This is a genomic window from Oryzomonas japonica (genome assembly GCF_008802365.1).
Taxonomy (GTDB): domain Bacteria; phylum Desulfobacterota; class Desulfuromonadia; order Geobacterales; family Pseudopelobacteraceae; genus Oryzomonas; species Oryzomonas japonica.
In genome coordinates this window covers 108,811-123,180 of record NZ_VZQZ01000004.1, presented here as the reverse complement: position 1 = coordinate 123,180, position 14,370 = coordinate 108,811, and the positions used below count along the sequence as shown (strand labels likewise).

13 protein-coding genes and 1 tRNA gene are annotated in these 14,370 nt (G+C 58.4%); 7 read left to right on the top strand and 7 right to left on the bottom strand.

The genetic code is table 11. The annotated features are described in order from the left end of the window. The first annotated feature begins 23 nt into the window (after positions 1–23). The 7 genes from F6V25_RS08075 (at position 24) to F6V25_RS08050 (ending at position 5,443) form a co-directional block, all read left to right on the top strand. Positions 24–1,382 carry a UDP-glucose dehydrogenase family protein gene (locus F6V25_RS08075; protein WP_151128109.1) on the top strand — a complete coding sequence of 453 codons (1,359 nt, stop codon included), beginning with the start codon at positions 24–26 and terminating at the stop codon, positions 1,380–1,382. Further along, positions 1,382–2,317, top strand: a complete 936-nt coding sequence (locus tag F6V25_RS08070) for a UDP-glucuronic acid decarboxylase family protein (protein ID WP_151128108.1) — start codon at positions 1,382–1,384, stop codon at positions 2,315–2,317. The genes F6V25_RS08075 and F6V25_RS08070 overlap by 1 nt, the downstream gene beginning before the upstream one ends. Positions 2,318–2,321: 4 nt before the next feature. Then, positions 2,322–2,615, top strand: a complete 294-nt coding sequence (locus F6V25_RS08065) for an FtsB family cell division protein (protein ID WP_246167000.1) — start codon at positions 2,322–2,324, stop codon at positions 2,613–2,615. A gap of 31 nt (positions 2,616–2,646) precedes the next feature. Further along, complete coding sequence (locus tag F6V25_RS17405; RefSeq protein WP_274596125.1) at positions 2,647–2,775, top strand: hypothetical protein; 129 nt, start codon at positions 2,647–2,649, stop codon at positions 2,773–2,775. Positions 2,776–2,815: 40 nt separating this feature from the next. Beyond that, positions 2,816–4,504, top strand: coding sequence for an arginine--tRNA ligase (argS, locus tag F6V25_RS08060; protein ID WP_191966144.1), 1,689 nt, complete (start codon positions 2,816–2,818; stop codon positions 4,502–4,504). A gap of 11 nt (positions 4,505–4,515) precedes the next feature. Then, positions 4,516–5,283, top strand: a complete 768-nt coding sequence (locus tag F6V25_RS08055) for an SPOR domain-containing protein (RefSeq protein ID WP_151128106.1) — start codon at positions 4,516–4,518, stop codon at positions 5,281–5,283. 83 nt (positions 5,284–5,366) lie between these two features. Then, positions 5,367–5,443, top strand: a tRNA-Met gene (locus F6V25_RS08050). An 81-nt stretch (positions 5,444–5,524) separates the two neighbouring features. Here the strand turns inward: F6V25_RS08050 and F6V25_RS08045 are convergent. Genes F6V25_RS08045 through F6V25_RS08015 form a run of 7 tightly spaced genes read right to left on the bottom strand, consistent with a single transcriptional unit; the run spans position 5,525 to position 14,368 of the window. Next, positions 5,525–7,618, bottom strand: coding sequence for a hypothetical protein (locus F6V25_RS08045; RefSeq protein WP_151128105.1), 2,094 nt, complete (start codon positions 7,616–7,618; stop codon positions 5,525–5,527). Between the two features lie 13 nt (positions 7,619–7,631). Continuing rightward, positions 7,632–8,273 carry a hypothetical protein gene (locus F6V25_RS08040; protein ID WP_151128104.1) on the bottom strand — a complete coding sequence of 214 codons (642 nt, stop codon included), beginning with the start codon at positions 8,271–8,273 and terminating at the stop codon, positions 7,632–7,634. Between the two features lie 12 nt (positions 8,274–8,285). Further along, a complete protein-coding gene (locus F6V25_RS08035) occupies positions 8,286–9,017 on the bottom strand; it encodes a phage tail fiber domain-containing protein (protein ID WP_151128103.1) in 732 nt (243 codons plus the stop codon). Between the two features lie 15 nt (positions 9,018–9,032). Beyond that, entirely contained in the window at positions 9,033–10,667 is a 1,635-nt protein-coding gene (gene terL / locus F6V25_RS08030) for a phage terminase large subunit (RefSeq protein WP_151128102.1), read from the bottom strand. 3 nt (positions 10,668–10,670) lie between these two features. Further along, positions 10,671–11,021 (bottom strand): hypothetical protein, encoded by a 351-nt coding sequence (locus tag F6V25_RS08025; protein ID WP_151128101.1) that lies wholly within the window; start codon positions 11,019–11,021, stop codon positions 10,671–10,673. Beyond that, entirely contained in the window at positions 11,022–13,670 is a 2,649-nt protein-coding gene (locus F6V25_RS08020) for a hypothetical protein (protein ID WP_151128100.1), read from the bottom strand. It lies immediately after the preceding gene. Then, positions 13,667–14,368: a glycosyl hydrolase 108 family protein gene (locus F6V25_RS08015; RefSeq protein ID WP_151128099.1), complete on the bottom strand. Its 702-nt coding sequence runs from the start codon at positions 14,366–14,368 to the stop codon at positions 13,667–13,669. The genes F6V25_RS08020 and F6V25_RS08015 overlap by 4 nt, the downstream gene beginning before the upstream one ends. Positions 14,369–14,370: the final 2 nt, after the last annotated feature.

Genomic DNA, 14,370 nt, shown 5'->3' with positions numbered 1-14,370 from the left:
ACCTAACTGTCCGGAGCAATTGAATGAAAATTTGTATCTTTGGTGCCGGCTATGTTGGCCTTGTGGCTGCGGCCTGTTTTGCCGAAAGCGGCAACAGCGTCATCGCCGTTGATGTGGACAAATCCAGGATAGACGGCCTTAAAGAAGGCATCATCCCGATCTATGAACCGGGCCTGAAAGAAATGATACTGCGCAACCAGGCCGAGGGTCGCCTTTCCTTTACCACCGAGATGACCGAGGCGGTCCAGGCGTCCCTGGTCTGCTTCATCGCCGTGGGCACCCCTCCCGGCGAGGACGGCTCCGCCGACCTGAAATACGTTCTGGGCGTTGCCCGCAATATTGGCCAAGCCATGAACGGCTACAAGATCATCGTGGACAAATCCACCGTCCCGGTCGGCACGGCCGACAAGGTCCGGGAGGCCGTCAAGGCAGAACTGGCCTCCCGCAAGGTCGCCTTCGAGTTCGACGTGGTCTCCAACCCCGAATTCCTCAAGGAGGGGGCGGCCATCGACGACTTCATGAAACCGGACCGGGTAGTCATCGGCACCGACAACGTGCGCACCGCCGAGATCATGAAGGAGCTGTACGACCCCTACATGCGCAAGCAGAACCGCCTGATCGTCATGGACATCCGCAGCGCCGAGATGACCAAGTACGCCGCCAACGCCATGCTGGCCACCCGCATCTCCTTCATGAACCAGATCGCCAACCTGTGCGATTGCATGGGGGCCGACGTGAGCGCCGTGCGCGAGGGGATCGGCTCCGATTCGCGCATCGGCTACGACTTTCTCTTCCCCGGCCCCGGCTACGGCGGCTCCTGCTTCCCCAAGGACGTCAAGGCCCTGATCAGGACCGCCGAGGAGTGCGACTACGACTTCCTGCTGCTCAAGGCCGTGGAGGACGTGAACGAGCGTCAGAAAGAGGTCCTGGCGGACAAGCTCATCACGGCCTTAGGCTCCCCGGACGAGGAGCAGCCGCTCACCGGCCGTACCGTGGCCTGCTGGGGCCTTTCCTTCAAGCCGCGCACCGACGACATGCGGGAAGCGCCCGCCATCACCATCATCGAACGTCTGCTGGCCGCCGGCGCCACCGTGCGCGCCCATGACCCGGAAGCGCTCAAGGAGGCCAAGAAGCACTTCGGCGACCGCATCGAATACAGCACGAACCAGTACGCGATCCTGGAAAACGCCGACGCCCTGACCATCATCACCGACTGGAGCGAGTACCGCAACCCGGACTTCGACCGCATCAAGAGCGCGCTGAAGAGTCCGCTCGTCATCGACGGCCGCAACCTCTACAAGCCGGACCGCATGGCGGCCGCCGGCTTCCGCTACCTCCCCCTGGGGCGCTGCGGCGTCGGGATCTGCGGAGAGGTGAAATAATGCGTATCCTGGTCACCGGCGGCGCCGGATTCCTCGGTTCGCACCTGTGCGAACGGCTCCTTACCGAAGGACACGACGTCATCTGCCTGGACAACTTCTTCACCGGCAGCAAGGACAACATCATCCACCTGATGGACAACCATCGCTTCGAACTGGTCCGCCACGATATCGTGGAACCGATCCTTCTGGAGGTGGACCGCATCTACAACCTGGCCTGCCCCGCCTCGCCGGTGCACTACCAGTACAACCCGGTCAAGACCTTGAAGACCAGCGTCATGGGCGCCATCAACATGCTGGGAATGGCCAAACGGGTCAAGGCCCGCATCCTCCAGGCATCCACGTCCGAGGTCTACGGCGACCCCCAGGTACATCCCCAGACCGAGGCCTACTGGGGCAACGTCAACCCCATCGGCATCCGCAGTTGCTACGACGAGGGGAAACGGGTGGCGGAAACCCTGATGATGGACTACCACCGCCAGAACAAGGTGGATATCCGCCTCATCCGCATCTTCAACACCTACGGCCCCCGCATGGCCGAACACGACGGCCGCGTGGTGTCCAACTTCATCCTCCAGGCGCTGCGCAACGAAGACATCACGGTCTACGGCGACGGCTCCCAGACCCGCTCCTTCTGCTACGTTTCCGACCTGGTGGAGGGGATGTGCCGCATGATGGAGTGCGACGACTTCACCGGACCGGTCAACCTGGGCAACCCGGTTGAAAATACAATCCTTGAGTTTGCCGAAAAAATCATTACAATTACAGGATCAAAGTCCAAGGTGATCTTCAGTCCCCTCCCCCAGGACGATCCCAAACAGCGCCGGCCGGACATCTCGCTGGCCGGGGAGCGGTTGGGGTGGAAACCCCAGGTGGAATTGGACGCGGGGCTGGCCAGGACGGCCGAGTATTTTGCCGCGCGGATCGGCAAAGGATGACCACGTGAACCTGCCTTTCCAGAAAAGGATGTACCTCTTTCCCGCCGGATGCCTTGCATTCATCCTTTTCTTTACCGTTTTCGGCGACAAGGGACTCCTGCGCATCTACGAGATTCGCCAGGACATCGTCGGCGTCGAGGAACGGCTGAACGGCACCAGGCTCGAAAACGAAACCCTGAAGCGGGAGATCGTCGCCCTCAAGTCCGACCGCCGTTACCTGGAAAGCATCGCCCGCAAGGATTTCGGGTTTGTGCGTTCGAACGAAGTGATCTACCAGTTCCCCCAGGAAAAGAAATAACCGAAATCCACCGTTTTTCAGGATAGGTGCCATGTCACGACAAAGCTGCGCCGTCTGCGCCTGGCGCGAAACATGCGCCAAAAGATTCAGTGTCTCCGACGGAGGAGCGCACTGCCCCGACTTCTCCCGCGACGTCAGTATCCGTGACTGCGGCGAATAAACATACAACAAGCCGATCGTAAGGAACCACCCACACAATGATGCGAAACAGAATTGCCGCCCTTGTCGAAACCGCCCTACAGACCGCTGCCGCCGCAGAAGAACTTCTCTCGTCCCCATTCCCCGCCGTTATCATCGGTACGCCGGACAACCCGGATCACGGGGATTTTTCCTGCAATATCGCCATGCAGATGGCCAAGGGCGAGCGTAAAGCCCCCCGCCAGGTAGCCGAGATCGTCATCCGCCACCTGGGCGACGGTGGCGGCCTCCTGGCCAAAGCCGAGATCGCCGGCCCCGGCTTCATCAACCTGTTCGTCGCCCCAGGGGCCTGGCAGTCCGCACTCCTGGAGATCGAGAGCCAGGGCGCAGCCTTTGGCCGCACCGCGACCGGCGCCGGGAAAAAGGTGCAGATCGAATTCGTCAGCGCCAACCCCACCGGGCCTTTGCACATCGGCCACGGCCGCGGCGCCGCCATCGGCGACACCCTCTGCCGCATTATGGGGGCCGCCGGCTGGGCGGTGACCCGTGAATTCTACTACAACGACGCCGGTCAACAGATCAGCAACCTGGCGCTCTCCGTCCAGGCCCGCTGCCTCGGCATCGAGCCGGAGGACCCCCGCTGGCCGGCCGACGGCTACCGGGGCGAGTACATCAAGGACGTGGCCAACGCCTATCTGGGCCGGGAGACCGTGGAGGCCAGCGACCAGCACACCGTCGCCAACGGCGACCCCACCGACCTGAATGCCATCCGCACCTTTGCCGTGGCCTACCTGCGCCGGGAGCAGGACCTGGACCTGGCCGCCTTCGACGTCGCCTTCGACGTCTACTCCCTGGAATCAGCCCTGTACGCCGACGGCAGCGTGGACGAGGTGGTTGGGCGGCTCATCGCCAACAAGCACGCCTACGAGCAGGACGGCGCACTCTGGCTGCGCACCACCGATTTCGGCGACGACAAGGACCGGGTGATGCGCAAGAGCGACGGCGCCTACACCTACTTCATCCCGGACGTGGCCTATCACCTGGGCAAATGGAAACGGGGCTTCACCCGGGTCATCAACGAGCAGGGGGCCGACCACCACAGCACCATCACCAGGGTGCGGGCCGGCCTGCAGGCTCTGGACATGGGCATCCCCCAGGGGTGGCCCGAGTATGTGCTGCACCAGATGGTGACCGTCATGCGCGGCGGCGAAGAGGTCAAGATCTCCAAACGGGCCGGCAGCTACGTCACCCTGCGGGACCTGATCGACGAGGTGGGACGCGACGCGACCCGTTTCTTCTTCCTGATGCGCAAAGTGGACGCCCAGCTGGTGTTCGACATCGACCTGGCCAAGCAGCAGACCAACGAGAACCCGGTTTACTACGTCCAGTACGCCCATGCCCGCATCTGCAGCATCTTCGAGAACGCCGCCGAAAAGGGGTTCACCGCCCCCGAGCAACCGGCAGCGGAGGCGCTGGCCTGCCTTTCCACCCCGGAGGAGTTGCAGCTCATCAAGCTTTTGTGCGCCCTCCCGGACACCATCGACGACAGCGCCGTCCACTTCGAGCCGCATCGCCTCACCTACTACCTGACCGAACTGGCCGGCTGCTTCCACAGCTTCTACAACAAGAACCGGGTCATCACCGAAGACACCGCCCTGACCGCCGCGCGCCTCTACCTGCTCAAACGCACCGCCCAGACCCTGAAAAACGCCCTCACGGTCCTGGGAATATCAGCACCTGAACGGATGTAGCGGAGTCTCCCATGAGGATCGATTACAGCGAACCAAAAAAGTCATTCGTCACCCCCCCCACCGGCAACCGTCCCCGCAAGGAGCCGGTTGCGCGGTTCTCGGTCATCATCGTCGTCACCGGCCTGGCCACCTTCGCCGCCGGCTTCGGCAGCGGCTGGTTCCTCTCCCAACGGGCAGCCAAGAAATCGTTCCAGGCCGCCATGGAGCAGACCAGCCTGGAAAGCTCGCCGCGCCAGGACGCTAGTGCGGCCAAATCGGCGCCGCCCCAACCGGCCGCACCGACGCCCACCCAGCCGCCCCAGGCGGGTGCAACCCCGCCCCCCAACGGCCAGACCATGCCCGAGCCCCCTTTGAGCTTCTACAAGACCCTGCCCAGCGGCCAGAAGAGCAACGTCATGGGGAGCGGCGTCAATACCAAGGAAGAAAAGGGAAAACAGCCGCTCCAGGCCGCCATGCCGACGAACGTGAACAGGCAGCCCCAGCAGGACGGCGGTGACGCCGCCAAACCGGCCGGGGAGAAGGCTCCGGAAAAACCGGCACGGCGCGATGCGGGCGGCTTCACGGTGCAGGTCGCATCCTACAGCCTGAAATCCGAGGCAGAGGCCATGCGGAGCAAACTGGCGGGTAAGGGGTACAACGTCTTCCTCAGCGAGTCCAACCAGGGGGACAAGGGTACCTGGTACCGGGTACGGGTCGGCAGAAGGCTGGATCAGGACGCGGCCAAGGAACTGTCCGGCAAGGTCGGCAAAGGAGCCATCGTCATCCCGGACAAGGATTGACGTATACCGCTTTTTTCGCCATCAACCATTTTTTCCATTGACAGCGAATCCAGTTTGGACTATAAATGGGATTCTTCAATTGACGCGGGGTGGAGCAGTCTGGTAGCTCGTCGGGCTCATAACCCGAAGGTCACAGGTTCAAATCCTGTCCCCGCAACCAAAAAACTCAAGCGATACGGCACCTTGCCGTATCGCTTTTTTTGTTGTGGTTCACTCGTTGTGGTGCACTTTGGTGCACTTCTCACCATACTGTATACTGCGCCTTATCCTGCTGATTCTCCCTTATCCCCGAAATTGGCACAATATACGCCCACGAAGCCGGCGGGTCGGAAGACGTCCATACGAATGTCATATTTTTTTCCGTGCCCGTGGTGCTGGTGGGAGAAATCACGGCACTTCCTGTATCGCCAGTGCCAAAAAAAACGGTGGGAGTCGCGCTCGAACCATAACTGACCCCGCCCATGGCGTCCTGGATGGGTGTAACAATTATTTTTTTCTCCGACGTCGCTCCATTGAAACCACCGATCATGCTTACCAGGCTAACAGAGGTCGAACGATATTCAGGGTGTGCCGTAGCATAACCCAAACCGTCACCGACAGTAACCAACAAGAAAGTTAAAATATCCCGGTTTGGAACGGTGGTAGACGCCGAGTCAAAGAAAATGGGGATTGTAACCTTGACCTTATTTGTCCCTGCTCCAGGGGCATTTACCGCCGCGAGGCGATAGTCAATGTTCTTTGTTATGCTCCGCTTGTACTTACTTGTTTGAGAGGTCGTATCGTAAGTAAATGGCTCAAGCAGGGGATCAATGAGCGAAGCAGTATTATTGGAATTTGCTTGTGACAACCGGGTAGCTTCGTCAATCATAATAACGTGACCCACCGGGCCGGTGCTTGGGACGGTAGGTTTTGGATACGTCGTGTTTGCCGGATCTACCGCAACAATCTTGCTAGATCTTACAGCCTGACAGTTGCGAAGATTCACACTACCCGGATACCCGGTTTTATACGTGACAACCGGATATCCCCCGACGCCGCCTAAAAATGAGTCCTGAACAACGACACTTGAGGTGTTGGCACCGCCCGATAAAGGGAAGGACGAATTATCATAAGTCCATATAAAAGCCCGCGAACCTTCTGCACCGACTCGGCTCCCAGTTACTATCACGTTATGGAGTGATCTATTCCCGCCAGTACTCTGCGCCGTATCATTGACAAAATCTATCCAGCGGGCAGACGATGAATTTTCCCCAATATTTGGGATAAAAAACGAATTTTCCAGTTTTACCAGACCTTCACCCGAAAGATACAACAAGGCGTCTGGCGATGTAACTCCGTTTATACCTGCATAGATCCAGCTATTACTTATAGTCATGCCATCGGTATACGATTTTACAAAAACCCTAGTAGACCAAGCGTCTGTTTTTTCTATAGTGACAATGGTACTTCGAGAATTTTCAAAGCTAACCGTATCAAGGAATGTATCGTTAAAATTGCTCTCGCAGTTTTCTATACTCAAAAAGCTTTGGTCCCTATTCGAACTGTCAAACTTTATGGCAGTACCGAAACCACTAAACACCAACTTCCTGAATATATTTTTAAACGCACTTCCCTGGAAATCGAACCCCTTATTAGTCCCTGTAGCATTACTTGCCGCATTGCCCACGATATTGGCGCCCTCATCAGACTCGACTGCGAGGTTGAAGAGAAACCCCCCTGGGTTTTGCACCACTACACCGTCCGGTTCAGGGATGGAGTACCTTCCTCCTGGCAGTTTTATTGTTACAAAAGGCGCGCCCCCTCCTATGGCCGTCAGTTGCGGGGCCAGGCGCAGCGCGACACCTATGGATTTAACAAACGCCGCTCTACTGGAAGTTGCCCCCGTAGGGTCTGCGCCAAATATCAGCGGGTTGATATATTTTGCAGCCTTGGGCCCAAACGTCACCAGCCCCCCGCCAGGAAACACATCGTACTGACCCGACTCAAACGAACCGTTGATGGTGACCCTGCCCGTGCCTCCGAACGTCCCCCCATTCATATTGACATGTCCAAAAGTGACGAATGACGTGGTGTTGTTTATGGAACCTCCCTTTTCAACCCGCAGGGATCTATCGGCAGGCCAGCCATGGAGTGTCGCGCTGGAAATATTGGACTGCACCGCCGACAATGCAGACGTGACAATGAATGTTTGCCCGGCGCCGTCCTTCGATTTTGCCGCTGTGGCAAGATCGGGCTTGGAAGTATAAATACCCTCTTTGCTGATAACCTGAATAGCGGCGTCGGCATATCCGGCCAGCATGGTTATGAACAGGGCGACAAGTAAAAAGTGTTTCATACGATCTCCTTTTTTAGTTGCAAGTGCATGACCCGTCAGAAGTTATCACTGTGGAGCAGTACCCGAGGACTCCCCCCGTTTTCCAGCACGCGCCATGGTTTGTCAATCCGCCAACCGTGGCGCTCAAGTGCCCTGTCACGTCAATGCCTGACGGTGTGATTGAACCGACAAGGTTATTTTGGGCATATAACCCGACTTGGTTCTTTGTGAGGCTTATCGAGTTGAAGGTAGAAACATCGTCTGATACCTGAAGATAACCCGCTCCGACACTGACATTGTAAAATTGCAGGATTCTCCCGAACAACAAGGTAGAAGCATTCCCGGTGCCCTGGCTCACATAGCCGAAGGCCAGGAGTTTCGCCGTTGAAAAATCCTGCGTCGAACTTCCGGCCAGGGCCGCCGCTCCCACGTCCGAAGGAACGAGCGCAGGAAGTTGACCGCGTGGCAAGACCCCGCTAGTTAAATCGCTGGCAGATATTGTAACATTGCCGGAAAGCGGATGGCCGTTGACGGTGCGGGACGCAGGAACTCTGGAAACTCCTGTGTACAAGCAAAAAACAGCCTTATCCAGCTTCCCCTGGCTTATGATAGCGTCTGCCGCCATTAAGTGATCCGCGTAAAAACAGAAGAATAACAACGCCAGTAATTTGTACATATCCCCCCCTATTTAAACACGATACCAATTCATGCCGTCCGCCTTAAGCCTTAGCGCCTCATCCTGGACGGAAAGCTCAACCGACGCTTGCCGCAAAATGGTCTTTCCACCGGTCGCAATAATAATCACAGGGTTAGCCGTGTCATCGGTTTTTATGACAACGACCTCGCCGGATTCAGGCAAATCAATATTAACCGGGCCAGCGGATGCATCAGCACGAATAAGTGTCGCCGCCTCTGCTATCCCCTGCTGGACGACAACGGTGTATGACGCATCAAACAGCCCGAATTTACCATTGATATCGAATCCGAGCAGCTTTGACTTTCGCGTGGCCAGGGGCGGCAAGGTAAGATCATCGGCATTCGCGTCCGGCGGAACCAACAGCACCCGCCGCAACGTGAATTCCATCTGCTGCAACAAGGCCGTTTGATAGTCCTGGTCCGCATCGACCGTCTGCGGTCTGAAATCACCATTTTGGATATACGACACTGCCCGCTTGTAAGAAAGCACGCGCTGCAATTCAACCACGGCGCCATTCACGGGTATGGCGGCAGCGACAAACGTAACTTCCCCTCCCTGGACGTCATCGATACCCGTAATGGTGTAGTCAACCCCAAGGGCTTTGACAACACCATCCACCGACACACGCAGATCGTTGGCCTCAAAGATCCGGCAGCCGTAGGCAAACTGCGCGATTACACCATTTCCGAGGTAGGAGAAATAAATCTCCTGCTGTTCGATCATATCCAAACTCCTTTCTCAATAATCACTCTGGGCCTCGTGGGTACCGCTGCCCGGCCGCCAATCGTCGCCAGCATCTCCAACAGGCGGGACATGGTTGCCGATCCTCACCGGAGTAGTTGAAATCGCCCCGCTTGCTGCGTCGAGATAATCATCCTCATTGTCCGGGTTAGTTGCATCCCACTCCCGCATTTGCGCCGGTACCGGCCCCTGTAGCACGCTCTGGTGAGCATAAAGGAAGCTGCCCGACAACGGGGTTTCCAGGGCGTCCAGGATACGCAGATTTTTATTCTGCTTGCTCCACTTCGGCACTACGGCGCAGGCCAGGCCGGCGGACTTAAGGTGGCGCCGCAGGATCGCCGGGACGAATCCACCGGGTCCGTTCGTTTCCACGTCGATGCTCCGCAACTGGAACGCTTTGACAACCGGAACGACCTGCTGGCATTGTTCATCGATCTCCCCGGTCATGCCTTGGGCAACCTGCCAATACAGGTAACCGGCGGCACACGTGAAGATCACCGCCAGAGCGCTGGCGTCGCTGTTCACTTTACCCAGGGAGCAATCCCACCATGCTTTCGCGCCCACCATGCGAATGCCGTTGATCCAAAGAGAAATAGAGCCGTTGGCGCTCCTGATTTCCGGCATGGCGTCATAGGGGATCATGCGGGCCGGGTCGAGGCGCACCTTCGTCAACTGCGCCGGCTTAAGCATGTACTGACTGTCCCACTCTCCCCAGGTGCGGCAACGCTTGATACGGAAGGTAATTTCCGCCCGGGTGAAACGCTTCGGCCAGATGTTCCCGCTGTAGATGCTGACCCGTTCATCAGGCGCGGGCGCGGTTTTCAGCTTGATGAACCCGCCCTTGAAATCCCGCAGGCCGTGCACCTGGTATTCATCATCGCCCAACAGGCGGGGCTTATTGATCCCGATGCACACATACAGGTCGCTGGCCGTCTGCACCCGGAAGTCGAAAAGAAAGCTGTCGGAAAGCCCATCTTTCGAGATATGGGTGATCCCCTTGCGGAAAAGGGGGATTTCCAAAAGGTCGGCACCGTCCTCGATCTGCTCCTTATAGATGCTATCCACGCAATGGTCGGTACCGACATAGAGGATCTTCCCGCCCGGTACCAAAATATGCGTTTCCTCGCTCAACTTCTCGCGGATCGCCTCGCGCAACGCCGGGGTGCGGATCGTCTTTGGCACCTCCACGTCATCGTTGATAAATTCATCGGCGCGGCCGCCGGTCAGGTTGCTGTTGATACCGTAGGCCACCACGGACGGGTTGCGCGGATCGTCGGACCCTTCAACCTCGAAACTATGGGATTTCCAAAGACCGCCCTTGCCGCGCATCCCCTTGCACCACGGATGACGGTTTATCACGTGCTGCGAGTCACGGGACATCTTGGCGCCGTCCTTGTCGGTGGCGGAAAGAAGCTGGAAGCGGTATGCCGAATTTTTTCTTAATTTGTCGGAAACATAGCGCCCAACAATGGTTGACTTGCTGAAACCACGCAGCGCCTTGAACACCGCTACTCGGCCCGTGCGGCCATGTTCAAGCCAATCGCAGGCCTCCAAATGCACATCCGGCACATCCCAATGCACCAGTTCGCCCCATTTCAGGTAAAAGGCCGGAAAACTCCCTTTTTCGCTCACGCATCACACCGCCCGTTTCTTTACCAGCGACAGCCGGGCGCTACCAAGACGTTCCTTAACCTTCTTTTCCGCCGCTTTCATGTCGGCCTTCATCTGCTTATCATCATCGACCGCCGAAGATGCCCCGCCTGTCTCGGTTGATTTGGCGCGATACGCGACAATGCGGGTCAGCAGGGCCATGGTCTGGTTGGCAACCTTGGCCTGCCAATACCGGTTACCACGGGCAAATTGTTGTTCCTTGACCGGATCATCGGCCTTGATCTGCGTCCACTTGTCCGGGTCGGCTTCCTCAAGGAATACGTCAAGCAGTTTACCTTCAATTGCGGCCAGTTTCTTATTCTGTAGCGGCGTCATCTAGTTGCCTCCGATTGCGGTTTCAAGACTCGGCCCGCTTTCCGGCAGCGGGCTATTCGGGTCCCACCAGAAGGTTTGGTTATTCTCCGAGCGGGTGCGTTGCTTCATGCGGTGCAGGTAGCCGGGGTTGATGGACTCCTGCACCTGGTAGAAAAACAGATGATCCAGCGCCAGGCGCGTGTACCACAGGTTCATCATCGGCGCGTAGTTCTTGGCAAACTGGATCGCATCACCGGCAAAATCCTGGTTGAAACTCTTCTTGTGCTGCTTGCCGTCCATGGCCGTCTGTGCGTTGCCAAGGGTCAACCGTTGCGTGTCCTGGATCAGACCGGCCACCGGGCCGCCCACGCTGGACACAAACCCGCCGCCGAAACGGTTGGCGTCGGCCAGGAAGAAATCACCGAAAATTCCCAAGCCGCCGGCCTGCATAAAAGCGGCATACCAAAAGGCCGGATCGGTCATATCGCGGGGGTTCTTCCCCTTGAAAATCTCCTTAAGCTGCACGGCCAGGCCTCCGGTCAACATCATTCCCACCAGCAGCTTTGCCCCTACCTCGGCGCGGGAACTTGCCGGGCCATACTCACCACTGAACACGCGCGGCACATGCCGGGTCAACAGCGCCAGGCTGAACGATTTGAACAGGAACACCGAACGCATAAATTCGCCGGGAGTTTCACCGGCACGGGTGGCGCCCTTGATGTACGCTTGATCCTTCTTGTTGGGGTGCAGGATGGCAACGCGGGATTCATCGGACAGCAGGGCCGCGTACCGTTCGGCAGCCTCCTGCACCATGCGTTCGGCGGCCACGTCCGCCCGCGCCCCTGCCGCCCCTGGGATACTGGCGGCGCTATCCATCTGCCGGCTGGTGGCGCCCTTGACCGCCCAGGGTGTCACCGCCTCAAAATCCCCGATCTTGGCCGCCTCGGCCGACCGGATAATGTCCCAATGTTCCGGGGTGATCCCGTTGCGCTCCATCATCAGCCGGAATTGCGGGTCAAGCTCATGAAAGGCAAGATCCCGCGCCCCGGCAACGTGGCTACCGATCAGCAGTTGAAACGCCTGTAACATGCTGTCGGTCCAAAACTTCGCGCCGCTCCAGGTCACGGTTGCATCTGCGGCCCGGCTGGTCCAGCCAACGCCGCGCGTTTCGTCGCCGTAGCGCATGGCAACGTCATTGATAACCATGCTTGCCAACAGGCCATGCTTGCGTGCCAGCTCGCGGTCTGCCTTGTTCAGGGGGTTCAACATCTGGAGTATGGCGCGGTATCCCTCCCCCATGCCTAGGCCGTCGCTGGTGGCAATAGCATGAAAGCCGGCCACGTCCACCACCTGTGAAAACGGCAACATGCCCAACTTCGCCGATGTGATCATATTCCGGGCGCCCTGCATCACGCGGGCAATCAGATCAAACTTGTCCTCGGCAATCATGTTGCTGCGTCCGGTGATTTCATCCCATATATGCGTCGCCAGGGTCGAACCTTCCCGACCAAAGGTGGTTTTCTCGGCCCCGAACCGCTGGCCGTAGGCAAGAGCGGTTCTGAATCCCGAATCAGGATTCGGACCCAAAGACTCCAGCATGGCTATTTCGTTCGCATGGCGCCGGACGTTGGACACCATGGCGGTGAACAGGTCGCGACTGCCAAAGGCGTTGTTGGCTTCCAGAAACGCCGCCGGGTCGCTAAAATGGATCTCGCGGTGTGCGGCCAATTGTTTGGCAAGAGCGGTTTGCCCCCCACCCCCCGCCGTGGCCGGATCAATGCCGGAAAGGCCATGACTGGCGATGGTCTGCCACACGTTACCCATGACCTCCCGCACCTGGTCATCGTTCAACGGCTGGCCGGTGGTTTCATCCACATAGCGGCTCCGGTCCAGTTTTGGCATAAGATAATCGACCCAGGCGGCACGGGCCTTTTCCCGCATCCGGGCGATGGTGGCGGACTTGCCCCCCGCCCATTCCGGGCGAAAATCAAGTTTTTGTTTCCAGTCCAGACCGAACCACCTGACGCTGTTTGGTTCCCACGCCTGGGGGAAATGGCCGGGGATATACCCGATATCGGCCCCCGCCCCGTTCTTCCGGGCATGTACTCGGTCTTCCATGCGGCGAAAGGCACGCGCCAGCAGTTCCGCAGGGCTGGCGTCCGCCGTGGCGTCGCGCCTGTGCAGTTCCGGGTCGGCTATGAATTTCAACACCTCAAGCTGCTGGTCAACGGCCATCTTGTGCCCGGTGGCGGTCATGTACGGTTCAAGGCCCTGGTACAGTTCGGCCATCAACAGTTCCTCGATCCCCTTGGCCTTGTTCGCCACGTCGCGCAAAAGGTATTCCTGCACCCCTTTCGCCCCATGGCCGTACTGCGCGATACGCTGCTGCGCGTCGGCCTGAATCTTTACCTGCAACTGCGCCCGCTTGACGGTGTTCTGTTTTTCCTTGAGAGTGTCGTTAAACGCTTCCTCGGCGGCCAGCACCATGCGTTCCTGCGTAGTCATGGCCGCAGGATCTTTTTTCAGGTCCATGCGCCGGGAAAGCGAAACATCCTTTTTCGGCATCTGGGCGTTGAAACGCTTTTCGATCTCCGCAATGATCGCCTCGGCTTCTTTGCGGGTAATGGCCCCCTTGGCCGCGTTCAGGATCTCGCCAATACACTTGATCATGCTGTGGCCTCCATGGTCGCTTTAATAGCCGCCATTTCCGAATCGGACAGCTTGCCGTCTACGGCGGCCTGGTGGACCATGGCAATGATGCTTTCCGGCTGGCCGTCACGGCGCAGCCATGAAACCAGGAACTGCACCTGTGACGGGTTATCGTGGGCCTTGTCAAGACGGTACTCCCCGGCGATATCCTCCATGCGCTCCAGCAGTGCGGCAGGATCGGCGGAATTGATGGCGGCCAGCGAAGCCGGGCCGATCTTGCCGTCAGGCTTTACCTTGGCGGCCAGTTGCGCCCACATGACGCCCCGCGGCCCGGCGTTCACCACATGGTCGTAAATCCAGGCGGCAACGTGCGAATCGGTTATCTCTCCCAGGCGGTTGGCGTCCCAAAAGTTTTTCCGGTAAAAATCGACCACCATTTGCTGCAATGCGGCCAACTCGGTAAGCTTGCCATTAAGGTGTCGTACCCAATTCGAGTGCCCCGTGGTGCCGTATTCCGGCATCGGGACCAGCAAAGCAATCACCCCGGCGATATACTTCCAGCCCCCCCATGCAGGCCAATACGCTGGGGCGATGCCTTTGTAGGTGGGCAGGGTGACGATCCCCTTCTTATCCACCACATTCCCCTTGTCGGCAGGATTAAAGCTCGCTCCCCCCTCGTAGCCCATGGTGGCGGCGTGAATCGCATTGAAATCAGTCATAA